The 23308-nt window shown below is 73.1% G+C and carries 21 protein-coding genes; 11 read left to right on the forward strand and 10 right to left on the reverse strand.

Going from position 1 to position 23308, the window contains the following annotated elements; translation table 11 throughout:
* Positions 1-53 precede the first annotated feature (53 nt).
* Positions 54-2510 (forward strand): beta-glucosidase, encoded by a 2457-nt coding sequence (locus ACWGN5_RS27115; RefSeq protein WP_453519759.1) that lies wholly within the window; start codon positions 54-56, stop codon positions 2508-2510.
* A 52-nt stretch (positions 2511-2562) separates the two neighbouring features.
* Here the strand turns inward: ACWGN5_RS27115 and ACWGN5_RS27120 are convergent, their stop codons facing one another.
* On the reverse strand, positions 2563-3444 hold the full coding sequence (locus tag ACWGN5_RS27120; protein ID WP_453519761.1) for an SGNH/GDSL hydrolase family protein: 882 nt from the start codon (positions 3442-3444) through the stop codon (positions 2563-2565).
* Positions 3445-3704: 260 nt separating this feature from the next.
* Here ACWGN5_RS27120 and ACWGN5_RS27125 point away from each other — a divergent pair, with 260 nt between their 5' ends.
* On the forward strand, positions 3705-4199 hold the full coding sequence (locus ACWGN5_RS27125) for a DUF3145 domain-containing protein (RefSeq protein ID WP_041129084.1): 495 nt from the start codon (positions 3705-3707) through the stop codon (positions 4197-4199).
* A 69-nt stretch (positions 4200-4268) separates the two neighbouring features.
* Positions 4269-5774: an outer membrane protein assembly factor BamB family protein gene (locus ACWGN5_RS27130; RefSeq protein WP_453519764.1), complete on the forward strand. Its 1506-nt coding sequence runs from the start codon at positions 4269-4271 to the stop codon at positions 5772-5774.
* Between the two features lie 56 nt (positions 5775-5830).
* On the opposite strand, the gene fabF is transcribed toward ACWGN5_RS27130, so the two are convergent.
* The 5 genes from fabF to fasR all read right to left on the reverse strand — a co-directional run bounded on the left by fabF (position 5831) and on the right by fasR (position 10718).
* A complete protein-coding gene (gene fabF, locus ACWGN5_RS27135; protein ID WP_453519765.1) occupies positions 5831-7093 on the reverse strand; it encodes a beta-ketoacyl-ACP synthase II in 1263 nt (420 codons plus the stop codon).
* Positions 7094-7172: 79 nt separating this feature from the next.
* The gene (locus ACWGN5_RS27140; RefSeq protein WP_351191550.1) at positions 7173-7421 is read right to left on the reverse strand and encodes an acyl carrier protein; all 249 of its coding nucleotides are present in this window, start codon (positions 7419-7421) and stop codon (positions 7173-7175) included.
* A 58-nt stretch (positions 7422-7479) separates the two neighbouring features.
* On the reverse strand, positions 7480-8511 hold the full coding sequence (locus tag ACWGN5_RS27145; protein ID WP_453519767.1) for a beta-ketoacyl-ACP synthase 3: 1032 nt from the start codon (positions 8509-8511) through the stop codon (positions 7480-7482).
* A gap of 18 nt (positions 8512-8529) precedes the next feature.
* Positions 8530-9447, reverse strand: coding sequence for an ACP S-malonyltransferase (locus ACWGN5_RS27150; protein ID WP_453519769.1), 918 nt, complete (start codon positions 9445-9447; stop codon positions 8530-8532).
* 89 nt (positions 9448-9536) lie between these two features.
* Positions 9537-10718, reverse strand: coding sequence for a fatty acid biosynthesis transcriptional regulator FasR (fasR, locus tag ACWGN5_RS27155; protein ID WP_351191556.1), 1182 nt, complete (start codon positions 10716-10718; stop codon positions 9537-9539).
* 58 nt (positions 10719-10776) lie between these two features.
* Between fasR and ACWGN5_RS27160 the strand changes: the two genes are divergently transcribed.
* The gene (locus ACWGN5_RS27160) at positions 10777-11445 is read left to right on the forward strand and encodes a pirin family protein (RefSeq protein WP_453519771.1); all 669 of its coding nucleotides are present in this window, start codon (positions 10777-10779) and stop codon (positions 11443-11445) included.
* Between the two features lie 4 nt (positions 11446-11449).
* Here the strand turns inward: ACWGN5_RS27160 and ACWGN5_RS27165 are convergent, their stop codons facing one another.
* Positions 11450-12625, reverse strand: a complete 1176-nt coding sequence (locus tag ACWGN5_RS27165) for an Ig-like domain-containing protein (RefSeq protein ID WP_453519773.1) — start codon at positions 12623-12625, stop codon at positions 11450-11452.
* 208 nt (positions 12626-12833) lie between these two features.
* On the opposite strand from ACWGN5_RS27165, the gene ACWGN5_RS27170 reads away from it, so the two are divergent.
* Genes ACWGN5_RS27170 through ACWGN5_RS27190 form a run of 5 tightly spaced genes read left to right on the forward strand, consistent with a single transcriptional unit; the run spans position 12834 to position 18466 of the window.
* Positions 12834-14021: a lipid II:glycine glycyltransferase FemX gene (locus ACWGN5_RS27170; protein ID WP_453519775.1), complete on the forward strand. Its 1188-nt coding sequence runs from the start codon at positions 12834-12836 to the stop codon at positions 14019-14021.
* The gene (gene murJ / locus ACWGN5_RS27175) at positions 14018-15628 is read left to right on the forward strand and encodes a murein biosynthesis integral membrane protein MurJ (RefSeq protein ID WP_453519778.1); all 1611 of its coding nucleotides are present in this window, start codon (positions 14018-14020) and stop codon (positions 15626-15628) included. The genes ACWGN5_RS27170 and murJ overlap by 4 nt, the downstream gene beginning before the upstream one ends.
* A gap of 50 nt (positions 15629-15678) precedes the next feature.
* Positions 15679-16362, forward strand: coding sequence for a response regulator (locus tag ACWGN5_RS27180; RefSeq protein ID WP_453519779.1), 684 nt, complete (start codon positions 15679-15681; stop codon positions 16360-16362).
* A gap of 8 nt (positions 16363-16370) precedes the next feature.
* Positions 16371-17864, forward strand: a complete 1494-nt coding sequence (locus tag ACWGN5_RS27185; protein WP_453519782.1) for an ATP-binding protein — start codon at positions 16371-16373, stop codon at positions 17862-17864.
* Positions 17861-18466, forward strand: a complete 606-nt coding sequence (locus ACWGN5_RS27190; protein WP_453519784.1) for a hypothetical protein — start codon at positions 17861-17863, stop codon at positions 18464-18466. The genes ACWGN5_RS27185 and ACWGN5_RS27190 overlap by 4 nt, the downstream gene beginning before the upstream one ends.
* Before the next feature lie 59 nt (positions 18467-18525).
* Here ACWGN5_RS27190 and ACWGN5_RS27195 read toward each other — a convergent pair whose 3' ends face one another.
* Positions 18526-19356 (reverse strand): serine hydrolase domain-containing protein, encoded by an 831-nt coding sequence (locus ACWGN5_RS27195; RefSeq protein ID WP_453519786.1) that lies wholly within the window; start codon positions 19354-19356, stop codon positions 18526-18528.
* Between the two features lie 52 nt (positions 19357-19408).
* Between ACWGN5_RS27195 and ACWGN5_RS27200 the strand changes: the two genes are divergently transcribed.
* Both ACWGN5_RS27200 and ACWGN5_RS27205 read left to right on the forward strand, forming a co-directional pair.
* Entirely contained in the window at positions 19409-19819 is a 411-nt protein-coding gene (locus ACWGN5_RS27200; protein ID WP_453519788.1) for a MerR family transcriptional regulator, read from the forward strand.
* Positions 19816-20841: an aldo/keto reductase gene (locus ACWGN5_RS27205; protein ID WP_453519789.1), complete on the forward strand. Its 1026-nt coding sequence runs from the start codon at positions 19816-19818 to the stop codon at positions 20839-20841. Before ACWGN5_RS27200 ends, ACWGN5_RS27205 begins: the two co-directional genes overlap by 4 nt.
* A 185-nt stretch (positions 20842-21026) precedes the next feature.
* Here ACWGN5_RS27205 and ACWGN5_RS27210 read toward each other — a convergent pair whose 3' ends face one another.
* Both ACWGN5_RS27210 and ACWGN5_RS27215 read right to left on the reverse strand, forming a co-directional pair.
* Positions 21027-22223 carry an acyltransferase family protein gene (locus ACWGN5_RS27210; RefSeq protein ID WP_453519791.1) on the reverse strand — a complete coding sequence of 399 codons (1197 nt, stop codon included), beginning with the start codon at positions 22221-22223 and terminating at the stop codon, positions 21027-21029.
* Positions 22220-23209: an alpha/beta hydrolase gene (locus ACWGN5_RS27215; RefSeq protein ID WP_453519792.1), complete on the reverse strand. Its 990-nt coding sequence runs from the start codon at positions 23207-23209 to the stop codon at positions 22220-22222. Before ACWGN5_RS27215 ends, ACWGN5_RS27210 begins: the two co-directional genes overlap by 4 nt.
* Positions 23210-23308 lie beyond the last annotated feature (99 nt).

Here is a 23308-nt window from a genome sequence, read left to right on the forward strand (position 1 = left end):
GTGCACGATGAGCGCATCGGGGTCATTCGGTACGTCAACGAGGAGGTACGGCCATGGCGGAGACCAGCGCGGAGACCGTGAGGAACACGGTCGTCGAGGCGGCGCTCGGCAAGCTCGACCTGGACGCCAAGACCCGGCTGCTCGCCGGCCAGGACATGTGGTCCCTGCCCGCCCTGCCGGAGATCGGCCTGAAGTCCCTGGTCATGTCCGACGGCCCCATCGGCGTCCGCGGCGTCCGCTGGACCGCCGACGACCCGTCGATCGCCCTGCCGTCCCCGACCGCCCTCGCCGCCACCTGGGACCCCGCGCTCGCCCGCCGGGCCGGCCGCCTCCTCGCCCAGGAGGCCCGCCGCAAGGGCGTCCACGTCCTCCTCGCGCCCACGGTCAACCTGCACCGGACCCCCCTCGGCGGCCGCCACTTCGAGGCCTACAGCGAGGACCCGTACCTCACCGGCGCCATCGGCACCGGCTACGTCCAGGGCGTCCAGGACGGCGGCGTCGGCACCACCGTCAAGCACTACGTCGCCAACGACGCCGAGACCGACCGCTTCACCGTCGACAACCGGATCGCCCCGCGCCCGCTCCGCGAGCTCTACCTCGCCCCCTTCGAGGCCATCGTCAAGAACGCCCACCCGTGGGGCATCATGACCGCCTACAACCAGGTCAACGGCGTCACCATGACCGAGCACCACGAGCTCGTGAACGAGGTCCTGCGCGGCGAATGGGGCTTCGACGGCTACAACGTCTCCGACTGGATGGCCGCCCGCTCCACCACCGCCGACCTCGCCGGCGGCCTCGACGTCGCCATGCCGGGACCCGACACCGTCTACGGCGCGGCCCTCGCCGCCGCCGTCCGCGCCGGCGAGGTCGAGGAGTCCGCCGTCGACACGGCCGTACGCAACGTCCTGCGGCTCGCCGCCCGCGTCGGCGCCCTCGAAGGCGCCCCGCCGGTCGTCACCGAACACCCCGCCGCCCTCGACGGCGACGCCCTCGCCCGCGAGATCGCCCGCCGCGGCTTCGTCCTCGTACGGAACGAGAACGCCCTCCCGCTGAAGAACGGCACCGTCGCCCTCTCCGGCGCCGCCGCCCGCGACGCCCGCGTCCTCGGCGGCGGCTCCGCCCAGGTCTTCCCCGACCACGTCGTCTCCCCGCTCGACGGCCTCACCGCCGCCCTCCCCGAGGGCGCCCTGACCTACGCGATCGGCGCCGACCCCAGCGAGGAACTCGCCCCCGCCGACCAGGGCTTCACCCTGCGCGCCCGCTGCCGCGACGCCGCCGGACACGTCATCGGCGAGGGCTCCCTGCCCAACGGCCAGGTCCAGTGGATCGGCGACGACCTCCCCGAGGGCGTCACCCACGAGGCCCTCGCCTCCATCGAGGTCATCGGCACCTTCACCCCGCGCGAGTCCGGCGAGCACGCCTTCGGCACCCGCGGCCTCGGCGCCTTCACCCTCGGCGTCGCCGGCGAGACCGTCTTCGACGGCGTCCAGGCCATGGGCCCCGAGACCGACCCCTTCGAGGCCTTCTTCGGCTCCCCGGTCGAGCGCGCCAAGGTCACGCTCGCCGCGGGCGAGACCGTCGAGGTCTCCCTGCTGCACACCCTCGACAAGGAGTTCGCGGCCCCGCTCCCGGCCGTCATGTTCTCCTTCGTCCACCTCGGTCCCCGCCGTGACCCCGACGAACTGATCGCCGAGGCCGTCGAGGCCGCCCGCGCCGCCGACACCGCCGTCGTGGTCGTCGCCACCACCGAACGCGTCGAGTCCGAGGGCTTCGACCGCAAGGACCTCGCCCTCCCCGGCCGCCAGGACGACCTCGTACGGGCCGTCGCCGCCGCCAACCCGAACACCGTCGTCGTCGTCAACGCCGGCTCCCCGGTCGAACTGCCCTGGCGCGAGGACGTGGCCGCGATTCTGCTCAGCTGGTTCCCCGGACAGGAGGGCGGCGCCGCCCTCGCCGACGTCCTCACCGGCACCGAGGAGCCCGGCGGCCGGCTCCCCACCACCTGGCCCGTCGCCCTCGCCGACGCCCCCGTCACCGAGGTCACCCCGACGGACGGCGAACTGCACTACACCGAGGGCGTCTTCATCGGCTACCGCGCCTGGGACAAGGCCGGCGCCGTCCCCGCGTACCCCTTCGGCCACGGCCTCGGCTACACCACCTGGACGTACGACTCCCTGGTCGCCGCCCCCGAGACGGTCACCGTCCGCATCACCAACACCGGCGACCGCCCCGGCCGCGAGACCGTCCAGATCTACCTGGCCCCGGTGTCGACTGTGTCGATTGGCGCGCGGAGCACGACGGTGGAGCGCCCCGCCCGCTGGCTCGCCGGCTTCGCGAGCGTCGAGGCCGCGCCCGGCGAGACCGTCGAGACCGAGATCGCGCTGCCCCGCCGCGCCTTCGAGATCTGGGACGAGGAGAAGAACGACTGGACCTTCGTCACCGGCGCGTACGAGGTCGTCGCCGCGCACTCCCTGACGGACGCGCGCCTGACCGCCACCCTGGAGGTCTGACCTCCCCACGACCGGGCCCCGGGGCGGAACCTGACAACCGCCCCGGGGTCCCTCACTCCTTCGTGATCCGCCGGTACGCCAGCTCCGCGAGCCGCGCCTGCCCGTCCTTGCTCGGATGGAACCAGTCCCAGGGGCTCAACTGCGCGCCGTCGAAACGGAAGCCGAAGACCGCCCCGCCGTCGTACCGGCAGCGCGCGTCCCTCGCGCAGACCTGCTCCAGGACCTCGTTGTACGCCACCACCCGGTCCCGCACTGAAGCCCGCCGCCGCTCGGCCGCCGGGCCCAGGTCCTCCGCGTCCGCCAGCATCGCCCCGCAGATCCCCAGCTTCCACACCTGGCGCCCCAAGGGGCTCACCCGCCCCGTGGACCACAGGCGTTTCAGGTCCGGCACGCTCGCCACATACACCTGCGCCTTCGGCGCGCCCGCCCGCAGCCGGGCGAGGGCCGACTCGAAGGAGGCGCGGAAATCGGCCACCGGGGTCATCAGGTCCGGGGTGGCCCGGCAGGCGTCGTTCGCCCCCATCATCACCGTCACCAGCTCGGGCTTCGCGGCGGCCGCCCCGGCCATCTGCTCCGGGAGCTCCGCCATCCGCGCGCCCGTCCTGGCCAGGTTCCAGCTGCGGGTGGCCACCTTCTCCGGGCCGAGGAGCCGCAGCGCCAGACTGTTGACGGCGGCGTCCGTCCCGGTCGCCCACGACACCTCGGGGCAGTCCGACAGGACCGAACAGGCGTCGAAGGCGCGGGTCACGGAGTCGCCGACGGCCGCGACGGAGGCGGGGGAGACGTCCCACAGCGGGGTCGGCTTCGGCGCGGCCCGCTTGCTGGGAGAGGCCGCGACCGGCTCCCCGGCCGTGCAGCCGGAGAGCAGCCCGCCGCACAGCAGCGCGGCCGTCGCGGCGGCGACGGCGGTACGGAATCGGCCTCGGCCACGCATCCCCGGCCCCCTCGTTCGGCGTCCTGGTGGGTGAAAGCTTCGTGTTCACCGGCCCCCGGACCGACCGTACGTCACACCGATGACGGTGCGGCACGGTAGCTTTTCCCCCGTCGAACCAGAGGCGCCTTCGCCGACCGGCTCCGGTAAATTACATCACGTCACATGCTGTCCCCTTTTTGAGGGTTTGCGATGTTCTGCTCCTGATGCTGTTTACTGAGGCCGCTGGGCAAGGCGAACCTCGTCCCACACTGGAGGTCCCGGTGACGACACGTGGAGTCCTGTACGTACACTCCGCACCGCGCGCGCTGTGCCCGCACGTCGAATGGGCGGTCGCGGGCGTCCTCGGTGCGAGGGTCCAGCTCGACTGGATCCGCCAGCCGGCGTCCCCCGGCACCTGGAGAGCCGAGTTCTCCTGGCAGGGCCAGACCGGCACCGCCTCCAAACTCGCCTCCGCGCTCCGCGGCTGGCAGATGCTCCGCTTCGAGGTCACCGCGGAGCCCTGCCCCACCGCCGAGGGCGAGCGCTACAGCGCCACCCCCGACCTGGGCATCTTCCACGCCGTCACCGGCATGCACGGGGACATCCTGATCCCCGAGGACCGGCTGCGGGCCGCCCTCGCCCGCTCCGCGCAGGGCGAGACCCAGCTGGAGGCGGAGATCGCCAAGCTGCTCGGCAAGCCCTGGGACGACGAGCTGGAACCCTTCCGGTACGCGGGAGAGGGCGCCCCCGTCCGCTGGCTTCACCAGGTCGTCTGACGCCCTTCACCAGCGCGTTGTAGATTCCGCGCGGGCGCGCAGGGGGCGCGCCGGGTGGGGAGAGAAGCGATGCGTGACGGTATACCGGGCGCCGCGTTCGGCGCGGCGGCGGTCTTCCTGGGGGCGGGTGTCATCGGCGGTGCCTGGCCGACCGGCTGGTCGGCCCTCGTGTGCGCCCTCGTCTGCGGGGCGGTGGGGGCGACGTTGCTCGCGGTGCGGCGCGGCGGTCGTACGGCTGAGGACGCGGCTCCGGCTCCGGGGCTCGCCAAGGAGGACGTGACACCGGACGCGAAGCCCGCGCGGCCCGGCCGGTCCTCGCTGGTGGCCGCGGCCGTGGTCTGGGCGCTCGCCGTCGTGGCCGGCGGCTTCTGGGCGCTTGCGGCGGGGGACGACGACACGGAGGACACCACGGCCGGCGGCAAGGCGCCCGCGAAGCCCTCGGCCACGGCCTCCGCCGCCCTCGACCCCAGGCCGGCCGTCGCGTGGACGGTCCCGGGCGTCGGCCAGAAGTACGACGAGGGGGTCGGCTCCTGGGGCCTCGGCTCCGTCGTCGCCCAGGGCCGGATCGACGGGGTCTTCGCCTACGACGGCGCCGACGGCCACGTCCGGTGGAGCGTGCCCGCGCCCACCCGTGCGGCCCTGTGCGCGATGAGCCGGGACACCGAGGAGGGCGTCGGGCTCGTGGCGTACGGCCGCCACGACAAGCCGTGCGCCGACCTGCGCGCCGTCCGCGCCTCCGACGGAAAGGTCCTGTGGACGCGGACCCTCGCCGGAAAGGGCCTCGCCGCAGGCACCCTCGCCGTCGGCGGCACCACCGCCGTCGGCGTCGAGGACGGGGTCGTACGGGCCCGCTCCACCGAGTCGGGCGAGCAGCGCTGGCAGCGGGCGGTGCCCAAGGGGTGCGAGATCCTGGCGGTCGACGCCGACGGCACCCGTACGCTCCTCGTCGAGCAGTGCGGCCAGGGCGCGAAGCTCCTCGCCCTCGACACCCGTACCGGCGCCCAGCGGTGGACCCGCGAGCTGCCCGTCGAGTCGAAGGCCACGGCGGCGGTCGTCTCCGTCTCGCCCGTCGTCCTCGCGGTCGACGAGGCGGACAACCGCGGCACCAGCGCCTTCCTGGGCTTCGACGACAAGGGCGCCCCGACCGCGACCGTGCCGCTGAACGGTCCCGAGGGCGTCCTCTCCGCTCCCGGCGAGGTGGGCGACGGCCGCGCCGTCAGGCCCCTCGTGCTCGGGGACCTCCTGGTCACCTTCGCGGAGAGCGGTTCGATCGTTCCGACGTCGGTCGTCGCGTACTCCCTCAAGGACGGCCGGAAGGCGTGGCAGCACGCCAGTGAGCACCAGACGATGGCCCTCGCGGCGGAGCCGGACGGCCGCGTCGCCGTCCTCGCGTACCACGCGGGCATCACGCTCCTCGACCGCGCCACGGGCCGGGTCCGTACGCGCCTCGCCCCCGACACGGCCAAGACGCCGGAGATCTCCATCAGACCCCTGCTGCACCCCGTCCCCGGCGGCCACGTCGTCCTCAACCAGATCCTGATGCAGTCGGAACCGGCAGCCTTCGCCCTCCGCTGACCCACGAGAAAGGCCCACCCCCGACCAGGGGGTGGGCCTCACTGTTCAGTCGCGGATCAGACCGTACGGAACGCCAGCACCACGTTGTGGCCACCGAAGCCGAACGAGTTGTTGATCGCGGCGATCGTGCCCTGCGGGAGTTCGCGGGGCTCGTTGCGGACGATGTCCGCCTCGACGTCCGGGTCCAGCTCGTCGATGTTGATCGTCGGCGGGGCCAGGCGGTTGTGGAGGGCCAGGACCGTCGCGACGGTCTCGATGCCGCCCGCGCCGCCCAGGAGGTGACCGGTCATCGACTTCGTCGCGGAGATCGCGACGTGGTCGAGGTCGTCGCCCAGGACCTTCCGCAGCGCCTTGATCTCGGCGACGTCGCCCTGCGGCGTCGACGTGGCGTGCGCGTTGAGGTGGACGACCTCGGACGGCTTGAGGTCCGTGGAGTCCAGCAGGTTCTGCATCGCGGCGGCGATACCCCGGCCGGTCGGCTCGGGCTGCGCGATGTGGTGGCTGTCGGCCGACAGACCCTGGCCGAGCACCTCGCAGTAGATGCGGGCGCCGCGCGCCTTCGCGTGCTCCTCGGACTCCAGGATCACGACGCCCGCGCCCTCGCCGAGCACGAAGCCGTCGCGGCCGGTGTCGTAGGGACGCGAGGCCTTCGTCGGCTCGTCGTTGTTCTTGGACATCGCCATCATGTTGGCGAACGCGGCGATCGGCAGCGGGTGGATCGCGGCCTCGGTACCGCCGGCGACGACCACGTCGGCACGGCCGGTACGGATCATCTCGACGGCGTAGCCGATCGCCTCGGCACCCGACGCGCACGCGGAGACGGGGGTGTGGACGCCCGCCCGGGCGTTCACCTCCAGGCCGACGTTCGCGGAGGGGCTGTTGGGCATGAGCATGGGGACGGTGTGCGGGGAGACGCGGCGGACGCCCTTCTCCTTCAGCACGTCGTACTGGTCGAGCAGCGTGGTGACACCGCCGATGCCGGAGGCGATGACGGAGCCGAGCCGCTCGGGCACGATCTTCCCGTCCTCACCGGCCGGGCCGGTGTAGCCCGCGTCGGCCCACGCCTCACGGGCCGCGATCAGCGCGAACTGCGCCGAGCGGTCCAGCTTGCGGGCCAGCGGACGGGGCAGCACATCGCCGGGGTCGACCGCGGCGAGGGCCGCGATCTGGACGGGCAGTTCGGCGAAGCGCTCGCCCTCGAGGGGCTTGACGCCGGAGCGTCCCGCGATCAGACCTTCCCAGGTCGATGCGGAGTCGCCACCCAGCGGTGTGGTTGCGCCGAGACCGGTGACGACCACGGTGCGATTGGTCGAGCTCACAGGAATTCTTTCTCCACGTGTGTGATGGTCGAAATACGGCGCCACCGCCGGGTGGCGAACCGAGTCAGCGAGGACCGAATCAGTCCTGGTGCTTCAGGATGTAGGCGGCAGCGTCGCCCACGGTCTTGAGGTTCTTGACGTCCTCGTCGGGGATCTTGACGTCGAAGCGCTCTTCGGCGGCGACGACGACCTCGACCATGGACAGCGAGTCGACGTCCAGGTCGTCGGTGAAGGACTTGTCCAGCTGGACGTCCTCGACGGGGATGCCGGCGATCTCGTTGACGATCTCGGCGAGACCGTCGACGATCTCCTTCTCGGTGGCGGCCATGTGGCGCTCCTTCTTGTGTCTGTACTGAGGAAAACGGCTACCGGAAGATCCGGTGTGCCTAGGGGAGGGTAACGACCGTCGCGGCGAAGACGAGACCCGCCCCGAAGCCGATGACGAGCGCGGTGTCGCCGCTCTTCGCCTGCCCGGTCGCCAGGAGCCGCTCCATCGCGAGCGGGATCGAGGCGGCCGAGGTGTTGCCGGTGGTCTCCACGTCACGGGCGACCGTGACGTGCTCCGGCAGCTTCAGAGTCTTCACCATCGAGTCGATGATCCGCATGTTCGCCTGGTGCGGGATGAAGACGTCGAGGTCGTCCGCCGAGATGCCGGCGGCGTCCAGCGCCTGCTGGGCGACCTTCGCCATCTCGAAGACGGCCCAGCGGAAGACCGCCTGGCCCTCCTGCGTGATGGCGGGGAACTTGATCTCGCCCTGCTGGTTGAGCGGCAGCTTCGAGGCGTCGCCGACCTGGAACTCGTTCCACGGCACGGTCTGCTTGATCGTCTCGGACTTGTCGCCCTCGGAACCCCACACGGTGGGGCCGATGTGCGGCTCGTCCGAGGGGCCGACGACCACGGCGCCGGCGCCGTCGCCGAACAGGAAGGCCGTCGCGCGGTCCTCCAGATCCGTCAGGTCGCTGAGCCGCTCGACGCCGATGACGAGGACGTACTCGGCCGAACCCTCGACGATCATGCCCTTGGCGAGCGTCAGGCCGTAGCCGAAGCCCGCGCAGCCGGCGGAGATGTCGAACGCGGCCGGCTTCCCGGCGCCGATCTTGTCGGCGATCTCGGTGGCGACGGCCGGGGTCTGCTTGAAGTGCGAGACCGTGGAGACGATCACGGCGCCGATCTGCTCGGGGCTGATCCCGGCGTCGGCGATGGCCTTGCCCGAGGCCTCCACCGACATGGCGGCGACCGTCTCCTCCGGAGAGGCCCAGTGGCGGGTGGCGATGCCGGAGCGCGAGCGGATCCACTCGTCGGACGAGTCGATCTTCTCGAGGATCACCTCGTTCGGCACGACCCGGGTGGGGCGGTAACCGCCGACACCGAGGATCCGCGCGTACGGGGCGCCCTTGCTGGGCTTGATCTTCGACATGTTTCTCGACACTCCTTGTCAGACGGCCGCGTGCTCGGCGATGAGCGTACGGGCCGCGTCGAGGTCGTCGGGAGTCTTGAGGGCGACCGTGGCCACGCCCGGCAGCGCGCGCTTGGCGATGCCGGTCAGGGTGCCGCCGGGGCACACCTCGATCAGCGCGGTCGCGCCGAGCTCCTGGAAGGTCTCCATGCACAGGTCCCAGCGGACCGGGTTCGCGACCTGGCCGACCAGGCGGGCCACGACCTCGGCGCCGTCGGTGACGACCTGCCCGTCCTTGTTGGAGACGTAGCGGGTGGTCGGGGCGGCCGGGGACAGCGTCTTCGCCGCCTCCTCCAGCTTCGCCACGGCCGGGGCCATGTGGTGCGTGTGGAACGCGCCGGCGACCTTGAGTGCCACGACCCGGCGGACGCCCTCGGGCTTGTCCGCCTCCAGGGCGGCCAGCTGCTCCAGGGTGCCGGCGGCCACGATCTGGCCCGCGCCGTTCACGTTGGCGGCGGTCAGGCCGAGCTTCTCCAGGTGCGGGACGGTGACCTCGGGGTCGCCGCCGAGCAGCGCCGACATGCCCGTCGCGGTGATCGCGGCGGCCTCGGCCATCGCGAGACCACGGGTACGGACGAGGCGCAGCGCGGCCTCGTCGTCGAGGACGCCCGCGAAGGCGGCGGCGGTGAACTCGCCCACGCTGTGACCGGCGACGACGCCGGGGGTTACGTCGCCGAGCGCGGCCGCGGAGAGCAGGCCGGCGGCGACGAGGAGGGGCTGTGCCACGGCGGTGTCACGGATCTCGTCCGCGTCCGCCTTCGTGCCGTAGTGGACGAGGTCGAGCCCGATCGCCTCGGACCAGGCCGCGAGGCGGTCGGCGGCGCCGGGGAGTTCGAGCCAGGGGGTCAGGAAGCCGGGCGTCTGGGCGCCTTGGCCGGGAGCGACGAGTACGAGCACCCTCACACCTTCTCTTGGGGACGGCTCCGAGCGCCCGTGGGGACAAGGACGAAGAACCGTCGGGGGATTTGTTGGTGTTCGACAAAAGTCTAGGACTGCGGATCTCCGTCGGCCAAGCGTCCCAGGATCAGGGCGATCCGCAGCGTGAACGCGGAGCGAACATCGGAGGGTGACCAGCCGGTGACGTCGGTCACACGTCGGAGCCGGTAGCGCACGGTGTTCGGGTGGACGAAGAGCATCCGGGCCGCGCCTTCCAGACTGCTCGCCTGCTCGAGATAGACACTGAGAGTTTCGAGCAGCGCCGAGCCCGCTTCCTCCAGTGGTCTGTAGATCTCCTCCACCAGCTGCTCGCGGGCCGAAGGGTCGGAGGCGATGGCGCGCTCCGGGAGGAGATCGTCCGCCAGGACCGGCCGGGGCGCGTCCTGCCAGGCCGAGCAGGCCTTGAGCCCGGCGGCGGCGGCCTGCGCGGACCGGGTCGCGGCGAGCAGATCGGGCACGACGGGCCCGGCGACGACGGGCCCCGGCGCGTACGGCCCGATCAGCGCCTTGGCGACGGCGAGCGGATTGTCGTTGCCGCCGGCGATGACGACGAGCCGGTCGCCGAGGACGCCCGTGAGGACCTGGAGCTTGGCGTGCCGGGCGGCCCGGCGGATCGCCTCGACGGTGAGCTCGCTGTCCCCGTCGGGGGCGGTGCCGAGGACGACGCAGACGTGGTCGGGCGAGTTCCAGCCGAGGGCGGCGGCCCGGGAGACGGCCCCCTCGTCGGCCTCGCCGGAGAGCACCGCGTTCACCACGAGCGACTCCAGCCGGGCGTCCCAGGCGCCCCGGGCCTCGGCGGCCTGCGCGTACACCTGGGCGGTCGCGAAGGCGATCTCCCGGGCGTAGACGAGGAGCGCCTCCCGGAGCACGGACTCGTCCCCGGGGGCGGCGACCTCCTCGATCGCCGACTCCATGACCTCGATGGTCGTCCGGACCATCTCGACGGTCTGGCGCAGGGTGATCGCGCGGGTCAGCTCGCGGGGCGCGGTGCCGAAGACGTCCGTCGAGATGGCCTGCGGGGTCTCCGGGTGCCGGAACCACTCGGTGAACGCGGCGATGCCGGCCTGGGCGACCAGACCGATCCACGACCGGTTCTCGGGCGGCATCGCGCGGTACCACGGCAGCGTCTCGTCCATGCGGGCGATGGCGCCGGCGGCGAGCCGCCCGGACGACTGTTCGAGGCGCTTCAGGGTCGCGGCGTGCGGATGGGCGGCGTTCACGGGTTCAGGCACGGGGACAAGACTGCCTTATCGGGACGCCGGCGTGCGGGGTCGGGGCTACGGTACGTCCGTGATACGCATCCAGCGCGCCGCCGAGCGCTACCCCGGGGGCGACCCGGCGGCCGGGATCGAGACCCGGCACGCCCTGTCCTTCGGGGCGCACTACGACCCCGACAACCTCCGCTTCGGCGCGCTCCTCGCCTGCAACGAGGAGCGGCTCGCGCCGGGCGCGGGCTTCGACGAGCACCCCCACTCCCACACGGAGATCGTGACGTGGGTGGCGGAGGGCGAGCTGACGCACGCCGACAGCACCGGGCACACGTCGGTGGTCCGCCCCGGCGACCTCCAGCACCTCAGCGCGGCGGGCGGCGTCCGCCACGTCGAACGCAACGACGGCCCGGCCCCCCTGGTCTTCGTCCAGATGTGGCTGGCCCCGCTGTCACCGGGCGGCGAGCCGTCGTACGAGGTGGTGCGGGGCGTCGGCGCCACGTACGAGCTCCCGGCGGCGGGCGCGGTCCTGCACGTCCACCGCCTGAGCGCGGGCGAATCCGCGGAGGTGCCGCCCGCGGACTTCGCCTACGTGCACGTCGTACGGGGCGGGGTGACGCTGGGCGACGAGGAGCTGGCGCCGGGCGACGCGGCCCGGCTCACCGGCACGGGGGGAGCCGAACTGGCCGCCCTGTCCGAGGCGGAGGTCCTGGTCTGGGAGATGACGGACTGGCGCAAGGCCCTGGGCTGACCGTTCAGGCGAGGGCGCTCTTCGCCTTCCACTGCTCCCAGTTCAGGTTCCACGCGCCGTACCCGTTGCCCTCCGCCACCGTCCCCTTCGTCTCCCGCCCCTTGATCTCGAAGGGGTCACCCACATTCACCGACGCGTAGAACGAGGCCGCGTTCTCCTTGCTCATCCCGATGCACCCGGAACTGTGGTTCTCCCTGCCGAAGTACGCGGCGTTCCACGGCGCCGCGTGCGCGTACATCCCCGACCACGTCAGCCGCATCGAGTAGTCGACCATCTTGTCGTAGGCGTCGCCGAGGCCGACCGTCTCCGAGTTCATGTTGATGGTGCCCTCCTTCGCCATCAGCACGGCCGTGCCCCGCCAGGACCGCTTGTCGCCGCCGGGGGTGCCGCCGGAGACGGGGATCGTGCGGACCGTCCGCCCGTCCCGTACGACACTCAGCCGGTGCGTGTCCAGGTCGACCTTGACGACCTGCGCCGCGCCGACGGTGAAGCCGGTCCGGTAGTCCCGTACGAACCAGCCGCCGCCCGAGTCCGTGCCGTCGAGCTCCGCTTCGAGGGTGACCTTCGTGCCCGGCTTCCAGTACTCCCGCGGCCGCCAGTCCGCCCGGTCCCGGCCCGAGTAGTCCTTGACCCAGCCCCAGGAACCCTCGGTGTCGTTCGAGGTGGTCACCTTGAGCTGCTTCTCCACGTCGGCCTTCCGCGTCACCGGCAGGTCGAAGACGATCGACAGGGGGTGGGCGATGCCGACCGTGGTGTTCTTGCCGGGCGCCAGGGTCAGCTTGTTGACCTTCCGGGGCTCCGGGGTGGTGAAGGACGACCGGCTGATCGACTCCTTGCCGTCGGCGGTACGGGACGTCACCTCGACCGTGTAGGAGGTGCCGGGCACCGCCTTGCGGTCCGACGCCCAGTTCGTACCGCCCGCGTCCGTACGGCCCTTCAGAACCCCGCCGTCGGCGTCCACGACCCGTACCGCCGCGAGCGTGCCGCCGGACGCGGTCACCGTCACCGGGCTGCCGGCCGTCTTCGTCACCACCGTCACCTTCGCCGGCGGCGCCGCCTCGGACGCCCCGGCCCGCGACCCGGACGGGCCGCCGTCGGCCGCCTGGGCCGTGCAGGCGGTGAGGGACACGGTCAGCGCGACGACCGCCAGGGCGGGACGGGAAGTGCGTATCGGCAGCACGGAAGACCTCCGCGAGTGAGGGAGAAAGGTGGGATGTCCAGGACTGTAGGCCGCCGGAGAGCGCCCCCGGGGCGCCCGACGCCTCTGTGACGGCGGCTGCGGCGGAACGGTCATCGTCCGGTCACAATCGCCGCGCGCATCCGTCGAATTCGGCTGTGAGCCTGCTGTGCGCCCCACCACCGAGGGGCGGAACAAGGAGGCTCCCGTTGTGTCAGCGCTGCTCGTGACGGCCGCACCCACCGACCGCCGCGCCCCCGCAGGACCGGTCAGGCTCGGGCCCGTGACCCCCGAGGCGTACCGCGCGTTCCTCGACTCCCGATCCGGCGCCGAGGGACCCAGCTTCCTCCAACTCCCCTCCTGGGCCCAGGTGAAGGACGGCTGGAACCACCAACTCGTCGGGTGGGGGCGGGAAGGAGAGGCCCTCTCGGGCGTCGCGCTCGTCCTCCTCCGGCCCTTCCCCGGCACCCGGAAGTACTTCGCCTACCTGCCCGAAGGGCCGGTCGCCGACTGGGCCGACCCCGACCTCGACGGCTGGCTCGCCCCGCTCCTCGGCCATCTGCGCTCCCTGGGCGCCTTCGCCGTCCGCATGGGACCCGGGCCCGCCTACCGCCGGTGGGACGCCGCCACCGTCAAGGCCGGCACCGGACCCGGCCGCCGGCTCTCCGACGTCCTCGCCGACGAGGTCGACCCGCTGGGAACGGCCGTCGCCGAACGCCTGCGCGCCCGCGGCTGGCGCAAGTGCGGCGGCGACTCCGAGGACGGCGCCGACGCCCAGCCCCGGCACGTCTTCCAGGTCCCCCTCGCCGGCCGCAGCACCGACGACCTGTGGACCGGCCTCAACCAGGAGTGGCGGCGCAACGTCCGCAAGGCCCGCAAGTCCGGCGTCGAGATAGTCGTCGGCTCCGCCGCCGACCTCCCCGAGTTCTACCGGCTGCTCCGCATCACCGAGGAACGCGACGGCTTCCGCCTCGGCCGCTCCCTCGCCTACTACGAGCGCCAGTACGCCGTCCTCAACGCCGAACAGCCCGGCCGCATGAAGCTCTACCTCGCCCGCCACGAGGGCGAGATCCTCGCCGCGCACACCATGCTCACCGTCGGCGGCCGCGTCTGGTACCAGACCGGAGCCTCCGCCGACCACCGCCGCGAGGTCCGGCCCTCCAACGCCCTCCAGTGGCGCATGATGCTCGACGCCCACGCGCTCGGCGCCGCCGTCTACGACCTGCGCGGGGTACCCTCCACCCTTGATCCGGACGACCGCGCCCACGGGCTCCTGCGCTGGAAGCTCGGCACGGGCGGCCAGGTCGTCGAGACGCTGGGGGAGTGGGAGATTCCGATGCAGGGCACGACCAACGGGGCGCTGTACCGCGCCTTCCAGGCCTATCTGGCCCGTCGATGACGGCGACGCTCACCGCCGCACCACCCCGGCCGAAGTCCTCCGCCCTCCGCAGCGGCGCCCTCATGGCCGCCGGCTCGCTCGTCTCCCGCGCCACCGGCTTCGTACGGGCCTCCGTCGTCGCCGCCGCGCTCGGCGCGGGCCTCGTCGCCGACGGGTACGCGGTCGGGAACTCGGTCCCCACCATCGTCTACATGCTGCTCCTCGGCGGCGCCCTCAACGCCGTCTTCGTCCCCGAACTCGTCAAGGCCGCCAAGGAGCACGAGGACGGCGGCGTCGCCTACACCGACCGCCTCCTCACCCTCTGCGCGCTCGCCCTCGCCGCCCTCACGGCCGTCGCCGTCCTGGCCGCCCCGCTGATCGTCGACACGTACACCGACTACGCGGGCGGACAGCGGGACATGACCATCGCCTTCGCGCGCGCGTGCCTGCCGCAGATCTTCTTCCTCGGACTCTTCACCCTGCTCGGACAGGTCCTCAACGCCCGGGGCCGGTTCGGCGCCATGATGTGGACCCCCGTCCTCAACAACGTCGTCGCCGTCACCGTCTTCGGCCTCTTCCTGGCCGTCAGTGACGGCGGCGAGCTCACCCCCGGGGAGACCGCCCTCCTCGGCTGGGGCACCACCGCGGGCATCGCCGTCCAGGCCCTCGCCCTGCTGCCCTCGCTGCGCGCCGCCGGATTCCGCTGGCGGCCCCGCTTCGACTGGCGCGGCAGCGGCCTCGCCGCCCCGCTGCGCTCGGCGGCCTGGCTGGTGCTCCTCGTCCTCACGAACCAGGGCGCGTACTGGGTGACGACCTGGATCGCCACCTCGGCCGGCGGCCTGGTGCGGGACGGCGGCGCGGGCCTCGCCGCGTACAACAACGCCTACCTCCTCTGGACCGTCCCGCACGGCATCATCACCGTCTCCCTCGTCACGGCGCTGCTGCCCCGGATGAGCGGCGCGGCCGCCGAGGGCGACCTCGCGGGCGTCCGGCGGGACGTCTCGTACGCCCTGCGGACCAGCGCGGCGGCGGTGGTCCCGGCGGCCTGCGCGCTCCTCGCCCTCGCCGTCCCCCTGATGACCCTGGTCTTCGGGTACGGGGCGACCGGCGGCGACGACGTCCGCGCGATGTCCTGGACCCTGACGGCCTTCGCGCCCGGCCTGATCGCCCTCTCCGGCCAGTACGTGTGCACCCGGGCCTTCTACGCCCTGCGGGACACCCGCACCCCGTTCTTCCTCAACCTCGTCATCGCCGCCCTCAACGCCGGCCTGTCCCTGGCCGCGTACCACTGGCTCCCGACCCGCTGGGCCGTCACCGGCATGGCGGCGGCCTACTCCCTCGCGCTGTGGGCGGGCTGGGCGGCCACGGCGTACGTGCTGCGCCGGCGCCTCGGCGGCACGGCGGGCGGCGCGGTCCCCGCCCTGGCCCGGCTGCTCGTCGCGGCCGTGCCGGCGGCGGGCTACGGCCTGTTCGCCGCGGACACGGCGGCAGTGGCCGGACCGCTGGTCGCGGGCCTCGCGGGAGCCGCGACGATCCTGACGACCTTCGCCCTCCTCGCCCGCCCCCTCCGCCTCACGGAGCTCCAGGCCCTCCTCGCCTCCGCCGCGAACCGCCTCCGCCGCACCTGACCCCACCCGCCCCGTGGGGGCGCCCGTACCGACCTTGGGATACTCCGCACATGCCCCGCGTGCTCCTCATAGAAGACGACCCCTCCGTCCGCGAAGGCGTCGAGCTGGGTCTCCGCCGCCGCGGGCACGACGTCAGGACCGCCCCCACCGGCGAGGCGGGGCTCGCCGCCCTCGGCGAGTTCCGGCCCGACCTGCTGCTCCTCGACCTGATGCTGCCCGGCATGAACGGCGTCCAGGTCTGCCGCCGGGTCCGGGAGAGCAGCCAGTTGCCGATCATCATGCTCACCGCACGCGGCGACGACTTCGACGTCGTCGTAGGCCTGGAGGCCGGCGCCGACGACTACATCATCAAGCCCGCCCGTACCGAGGTCATCGAAGCCCGGATACGGGCCGTGCTGCGGCGCATCGAGGAGCCGGGATCCGGCCGGTCCGCCGTCGAGTTCCACGGGGAGCTCGCCATCGACCGGGCCGGCCTGACCGTCGCCAAGGCCGGCGAGCGCCTCGCCCTCGCCCCCTCCGAGCTGAAGCTCCTGCTCCACCTCACCGCCGCCCCCGAGCAGGTCTTCAGCCGCCAGCAGCTCCTCGAACACGTCTGGGAGCACAGCTACCACGGCGACGCCCGCCTGGTGGACGCCTGCGTCCGCCGGCTGCGCAACAAGATCGAGGACACTCCCGGCGAACCCCGCTACATCCAGACCCTGCGCGGCTTCGGCTACCGCTTCGGTCCGCTGTGAAGGCCTGCGTGACCCCGGAGCCGGGTGCCGAGCCGCCGACGGGACGGGCCCGCCGCCGGGCCCGCCGACCCCGGCTGCACCCCTTCGGCCTCCGCACCCGCCTCGTCCTCGCCTTCCTCCTCGTCGCGGCCGTCGGCTGCGGCACCACCGCCGCGCTCACCTACCGCGCCGCCCGCAACGCCATCCTGGAGCAGACCCAGGACACCGCCGTCTCCGCCCTGCGCGACCAGCTCGACCCGCTCGTCATCAGCCTGCCCGTCACCGCCGACTCCCTGCACGACGTGGTCCTCTCCATCGCCCGCCAGGGCAAGCCCCGTCCATGGCGGGTCTACGCCGAGTACGGCGGCGTCCGCGTCTCCTCCACCGACCGCCCCACCTCCTCCGTCATCACCCCCGAACTGCGGGCCCGCGCCCAGGCCCGGCCGACCACCCCGCACGGCAGCTTCCAGCGGGTCGTGAAGAACGGCACCCCCTACCTGACCATCGCCGTCCCCGCCGTCTTCCGCACGCACGCGACCGAGGGGACCGCCCAGCCCACCGGCCTCGTCTTCTACGCCGTCATGGAACTCGACGACGAGGAGGCGAACATCGAGGCCATGGTGTCCGCGGCCCGCGACGGCGCCCTCCCGGCCCTGGCCGTGGCCCTGATCCCCGCGCTCATCGCCTCGCGCAGCGTGCTCCGCCCCGTACGGGAACTGCGGCACGCGGCCCACAGCATGGGCCGGGGCCGGCTCGACACCCGCATCCACGCCAAGGGCAGCGACGAACTCGCCGATCTCGCCCGCACGTTCAACGAGTCCGCCGCCGAGCTGGAACGTTCCGTCGCGGAGCTCCGCAACGCCGAGGCCCGCGCCCGCCGCTTCGCCTCCGACGTCTCGCACGAACTGCGCACCCCGCTCGCCGGCATGCTCGCCGTCACCGAGGTCCTCGACGAGGACGCCGGAAGCCTCGACAGCGACACCGCCCGCGCCGTCCGGCTGATCAGCGCCGAGACCGGGAAGCTCGCCGTGCTCGTCGAGGACCTGATGGAGATCTCCCGCTTCGACGCGCGCGCGGCCGAGCTGCACACCGACGAGGTCGACGCCGCCGACTGTGTCCGCAAGACCCTCCAGCACCGGCACTGGACCGACCCGGCGCAGGTCGTCCCGTACCTTGAGGAGGGGATCAGGGCCCGGCTCGACCCGCGCCGGTTCGACGTCGTCGTCGCCAACCTCGTGGGCAACGCGCTGCGGCACGGGGCCGCGCCGGTGACGGTCAGGCTGTACGCGGAGGGGGACGAGCTGGTGACGGAGGTCGCGGACCGGGGGCCGGGCATCCACCCCGACGTGCTGCCGCACGTCTTCGACCGCTTCTACAAGGCCGACCAGGCCAGGACCCGTTCGGCGGGCAGCGGCCTCGGCCTGGCGATCACCCTGGAGAACGTCCGGCTGCACGGCGGCACCGTCCAGGCCGCCAACCACCCGGCGGGCGGCGCGGTGTTCACCGTACGGATGCCGCTGTGAGGCGCCGTACGGCCGTCGCGGCCCTGCTCGCCATGGCGTCGCTCGCCGCCTGCGGCATCCAGGAGAGCGACGTCGTCGAGGCGGGCGGCCCGGCGACCGTGGCCGTCATGCCGGCGCCCGAGTTCCGGATGGTGCTCTACTTCCTCGGCCCGGAGGGCCGGCCCGTCCCGGTGGTCCGCGACCTCGAGCGGCCCGTCCCCGAGACGACGTACGTCCTGGGCGGCACCGAGGCGGCCGAGGACCGGAAGGCCCAAGGGCTGGGCTCCGGGTGGGCGCAGGGCACGCACGGCAGCGGGGTCGCCACCGACAAGGCGCTCGCCGCGCTTCTTTCCGGCCCGGCCGGCGCCGACGTCGAGGCGGGTCTGACCACGGGCCTTCCGAGGTCCGGGAAGGTGCCGCACGCGGAGGATGTCGAGGGCCTGACCCCGGAGGGCCGCCGGGTCGTCCGCCTCCGCACGCCGTTCCCCGTCATGGGCCTGTCGGACGCGGCCGTCCAGCAGCTGGTGTGCACGACCGCGTACGCGGAGGACCACGGGGGCATGGTCGAGGTGACCCTCACGAGCGTCGACGGAACCGTCCCGGCGACCCGCTGCGAGACCTAGGGCCGCCGCTTCGGAAGGTCCGCCCGGGCCGTGGACGCCCGCTGCTTTCCCGACAGGCCTCAGGACCTGCGAAGGTCCGCGAGGACCGCGTCCGTGAACGGCGGCCAGGCCTCGACCGCCCACGGCCCGAAGGGCCGGTCGGTGAGGGCCACGCACGCGGCACCGGCGTCCGGGTCGATCCACAGGAACGTTCCGGCCTGCCCGAAGTGCCCGAAGGTGCGCGGCGAGGAGCCCGCGCCGGTCCAGTGCGGGGACTTGCCGTCGCGGATCTCGAAGCCGAGCCCCCAGTCGTTCGGCTTCTGGTGCCCGTAGCCGGGCAGGATGCCGGTCAGACCCGGGTACGTGACGGTCATCGCGTCCAGGACGGTCCGCGCGTCGAGCAGCCGCGGCGCCTGCACCTCGGCGGCGAACCGCACCAGGTCGTCCACGGTCGACACGCCGTCCTTCGCGGGCGAACCCTCCAGGGTCGTCGACGCCATGCCGAGGGGCTCCAGAACCGCCTGGTGCAGATACTCGGCGAAGGGGATGTCGGTGGCCTTGGCGACGTGGTCGCCGAGGGCCTCGAAGCCGGTGTTGGAGTAGATCCGGCGGGTGCCCGGCGCGGCCATGACCCGGTTCTCGTCGAAGGCGAGCCCCGAGGTGTGGGCGAGGAGGTGGCGGACCGTCGAGCCCTCGGGCCCGGCCGGCTCGTCGAGGTCGATCGCCCCCTCCTCGTACGCGACGAGGACGGCGTACGCCGCGAGCGGCTTGGTGACGGAGGCGAGCGGGAAACGCTGCCCGGTGGGGCCGTGGGACCCGGCCAGGGTGCCGTCCGCGCGGACGACGGCGGCCGCCGCGGTGGGGACGGGCCAGTTCTCGATCGACGCCAGGCTCGGCACGCTGCTCTGCATGGGGCCGAGCCTACTTGCTTCGAGTGCACTCCAACGTTTTAGCGTGGGGCCCATGAGCGTGATCGAGAGCACGACCGGGCTTGCCGGGAAGGACCGCTACACGATCAGTGAGGTGGCGGCCATCACCGGACTCACCGCGCACACCCTCCGCTGGTACGAGCGGATCGGCCTCATGCCGCACGTCGACCGTTCGCACACCGGACAGCGCCGCTTCACCGAGAAGGACCTCGGCTGGCTGGCCTTCGTCGGCAAGCTGCGGCTGACCGGAATGCCGGTGGCCGACATGGTCAGGTACGCCGAGCTGGTGCGCGAGGGCGACCACACCCGGGACGCGCGACGGGAGCTCCTGGAGGCCACCCGGCGCGACGTGCTCTCCAGGATCACCGAGCTCCAGGACACGCTCGCCGTGCTCGACATCAAGATCAGCCATTACGGGACCGCATGCGGAGGAACACCTTCATGACCAGCGTGACCAGGATCGACACCGTACGGCTCGGCGGCCAGGACGGACCGGAGATCGGCGTCCAGGGCTTCGGCGCCATGGGCATCAGCGAGTTCTACGGGGACACCGACGAGGCCGCGGCCCGCGACACCCTCGACGCGGCCCTGGAGGCCGGCGTCACCCTGATCGACACCGCCGACATCTACGGCAGCGGCGCCAACGAGGAGTTCCTCGCCCCGTTCCTCGCCGCCCACCGCGACGAGGTCACCCTCGCCACCAAGTTCGCGATAGAGCGCCGCGCCGACGACCCCACCTACCGGGGCGTCCGCAACGACCCCGCGTACGTCAAGAAGGCCGCGGAGGACAGCCTGCGCCGCCTCGGCGTCGAGGTCATCGACCTCTACTACATGCACCGCCGCGACCCGGAGGTCCCCTTCGCCGAGTCCGTCGGCGCCATGGCCGAGCTCGTCCAGGAGGGCAAGGTCCGCTTCCTCGGCCTGAGCGAGGTCACCGGACCCGAGCTGCGCGAGGCCCACGCGGTCCACCCGATCGCCGCCCTCCAGTCGGAGTGGTCGCTCTTCTCCCGGGACGTGGAGCGCAGCGCCGTCGGCGCCGCCGCCGAGCTCGGCGTGACCTTCGTGCCGTACTCGCCGCTCGGCCGGGGCTTCCTGACCGGCGCGTTCGCGGACGCCGCCAAGGAGCTGTCGGGCGGCGACTTCCGCAAGTACCAGCCCCGGTTCACCGGCGAGAACGCCGAGCGGAACGCCGCCCTCCTCGACCCGGTCCGCAAGATCGCCGCCGCCCACGGAGCGACCCCGGCGCAGATCGCCCTCGCCTGGGTCCAGCAGCGCGCCGCCGTGCACGGCCTCACGGTCGTCCCCATCCCCGGCACCCGCAAGCGCTCCCGCCTCCTGGAGAACGCGGCCGCCACGCGGATCACCCTCACCGCCGCGGAACTGGCCGAACTGGAGCCGATCGCGGGCCTGGTGGCGGGCGACCGCTACCCGGACATGCGCTTCACGTCGGTCAACCGTGAGGTCTGACATCTAGGCTCCGATATCCGGGCTCCGATATCCGGGCTCCGAAATCCAGGATCCGACATCCGGGCTCCGGCATCCAGGATCCGATATCCAGGATCCGATATCCGGGCTCCGGCATCCGGTCTCCGGCATCCGGGCTCCGATATCCACGCTCCGGCATCTCGGCTCCGACATTTCGGCTCCGGCATCTAGGCCAGCCCCAGGGCGAAGACCGCGAAGCCCGCCGCCAGGACACCCGCCAGGGTGCGGCGGGCCGGGCCGGTCTTCGCCCACGGGGACTCGAAGACGCGCGCGTACCGGCCGATCAGGCCCAGCAGAGCGGCGAAGACCGGTATCCAGGCCAACCGGGCGAGGATCCAGCCGACCGAGTCCGGCGCGCCGACCAGACCGGCGATCTCCCCGGCGTACGAGGCGGGGATCGCGGCCGTGAGCATCGCCGTCTGGTGCCAGCACAGGATCGTCATCGCGGACAGGTTGACCACGACGACCGGCGCCCACACCGCGGGCCGCTTCAGGAACCGGCCGAGCCGGTCCCGGAGCAGGATCGCCGCACCGCTCTGCGCGGCGGCGAGGGCGAGGACCAGCAGCGACGGCGGGTGCGAGTTGGTGCGGGCCTCACCGGGGACACCGACCATCGACGCCGGGTAGCCGAAGACGAGCAGCAGGGCGGCGAAGAGCGCGGCGCCGCCGAGCAGCAGCCCCCACGCGTGGCGCCGACCGACCCGGCCCTCGCCCCAGGAGACGCCGAGCTGATACGCGAAGAGCCAGCCGGGCAGGATGTTCAGCAGGCTCAGCCAGGACGGCACGGCATCGGCGTACGGCCCGTACCGCAGGAAGTCGACGACGGCGACCGAACCGAGCAGCGGCGCCGCGGCCCACACCCCGAGACGGCGGGCCGCCCGCACGCACAGCGGGGTCAGCGCGGTGACCACCGTGTACACGCCGACGAACCAGAGCGGCTGGATCACCAGCGTGGACGCCGTCCGCAGCGTGTCCACGGGCACCCCGAGACCGAGGTGCAGCACCGGAAGCAGAGCCGCCCACACGGCGGTCACCCCGAGCACCGGCCGCCCGAGGCGGGCGAGCCGGCCGCCCAGCCACGCGCGCGTGGAGCCCTTGCGCCGCCGGTACGACAGGACCGAGGCGTAGCCGCCGACCAGGAAGAAGATCCCCAGCATCTGGAGGACCCAGCTGACGGGCGCGAGACCCGCGAAGGTGCCCAGCGGGCTGGCGTTGTGGATCGCGCCGTCGGAGGAGAGCGTGAAGCCGCCGAGCAGCCAGTGCCCGGTCGGCACGGCGAGCAGCGCGAGGGCACGCAGCCCGTCGATCGCGCGGTCGCGGTGGGCGGGGGTGGAGGACTCGATCCTCGCGACGAGCGTCTTCATCGGACGTCCCCCTCGGCGATCGCGGCGAACGTGCGGAGGGAGGAGGTGCCGGGCGCGAAGTAGCCGCCGTGCCCGGCGGCGTCCGCGGCCGGGATCGGGCGGGCCCCGAAGGCCGGGTCGGTGGGGTCGGCGCCGTGCCCGAGCCCCGCGAACTCGACGTTCGGGACCCGGTCGATCCAGTCGGTGGGATCCTTCGCCGCCCAGACCCGGGCGGAGGTGCCGAGTTCGGAGACGTTCTCGGCGCGCATCCCGGGGGAGCCGAAGACCACCAGGTCCTTGGCCTTGAGCTGGTGGGCGGCGAGCCCGCAGACCACGGAGCCGTAGCTGTGGCAGAACAGGGACGGCTCGGCCGCGCCGACCGGCCTCACTGCCGCGAGCCCGTCCGTGAACCGGGCGAGCCGCTCCGCCCCGGCCTCGGCGAGCCGGCCGGTGGCCGCGTCCAGGCCGACGCCGACGGGCGTCGTGTACCCGGCCCAGGCGACGACCGCCGTACGGCCGCCGGTCGCCCGGCGCAGCTCGGTCGCCATGTCGGCGAGCGGCTCGACGTGCTCCGCGTCGATGTCGGAGCCGGGCACGATCACGGCCACGTGCTCGGCCCGCGCCAGGTCCCCGTAGACCAGGGCCACCTGCCCCCGGCCGCGCGGATCGTGGGCGAGGACCCGCGCCCCGCCGAACTCCTTCCGTACGGACCGGGCGTTGGCCTCGTACCGCAGCTCCAGGGGCGCCCCGTCGAGGTTCCCGACGACCGTCGGGTGCGTCCGGGCCAGCTCGTGCTGTCGTACGGGACCGAGCCCGGCGAAGAACCGCGCGACCTCGGCCGGGCCCATCCGCTCCGGGTCGGGCAGCCCCGCGGCCCGCCACGCCGCCGTCCCGGCCGGGGCCCCGGTCACGGCCTCCTGGCTGTTCCCGGACGCCCAGCCGGCCGTCCCGGCGATCACACCGGTCACCACGGCCGCGGTGATCAGGGTCCTCGTGAAGCGGCGCATCGGCCCGCCCTCCCTCGCTCTCGTCGTTGGCGAGAGGAAGGTAGGAAGGGAGTGGGTGACGGAACGTCACACCGGGGAGCCAACTCCCCTTTGATACCG

The organism is Streptomyces sp. NPDC055815 (assembly GCF_053616475.1).

Excerpts from the sequence above, each read along its gene's own strand:
- ACWGN5_RS27115 (WP_453519759.1), top strand. The coding sequence starts at position 54 with ATGGCGGAGACCAGCGCGGAGACCGTGAGGAACACGGTCGTCGAGGCG.
- ACWGN5_RS27120 (WP_453519761.1), bottom strand. The coding sequence starts at position 3,444 with ATGCGTGGCCGAGGCCGATTCCGTACCGCCGTCGCCGCCGCGACGGCC.
- ACWGN5_RS27130 (WP_453519764.1), top strand. The coding sequence starts at position 4,269 with ATGCGTGACGGTATACCGGGCGCCGCGTTCGGCGCGGCGGCGGTCTTC.
- ACWGN5_RS27140 (WP_351191550.1), bottom strand. The coding sequence starts at position 7,421 with ATGGCCGCCACCGAGAAGGAGATCGTCGACGGTCTCGCCGAGATCGTC.
- ACWGN5_RS27145 (WP_453519767.1), bottom strand. The coding sequence starts at position 8,511 with ATGTCGAAGATCAAGCCCAGCAAGGGCGCCCCGTACGCGCGGATCCTC.
- murJ (WP_453519778.1), top strand. The coding sequence starts at position 14,018 with ATGACGGCGACGCTCACCGCCGCACCACCCCGGCCGAAGTCCTCCGCC.
- ACWGN5_RS27180 (WP_453519779.1), top strand. The coding sequence starts at position 15,679 with ATGCCCCGCGTGCTCCTCATAGAAGACGACCCCTCCGTCCGCGAAGGC.
- ACWGN5_RS27195 (WP_453519786.1), bottom strand. The coding sequence starts at position 19,356 with ATGCAGAGCAGCGTGCCGAGCCTGGCGTCGATCGAGAACTGGCCCGTC.
- ACWGN5_RS27200 (WP_453519788.1), top strand. The coding sequence starts at position 19,409 with ATGAGCGTGATCGAGAGCACGACCGGGCTTGCCGGGAAGGACCGCTAC.
- ACWGN5_RS27205 (WP_453519789.1), top strand. The coding sequence starts at position 19,816 with ATGACCAGCGTGACCAGGATCGACACCGTACGGCTCGGCGGCCAGGAC.
- ACWGN5_RS27210 (WP_453519791.1), bottom strand. The coding sequence starts at position 22,223 with ATGAAGACGCTCGTCGCGAGGATCGAGTCCTCCACCCCCGCCCACCGC.
- ACWGN5_RS27215 (WP_453519792.1), bottom strand. The coding sequence starts at position 23,209 with ATGCGCCGCTTCACGAGGACCCTGATCACCGCGGCCGTGGTGACCGGT.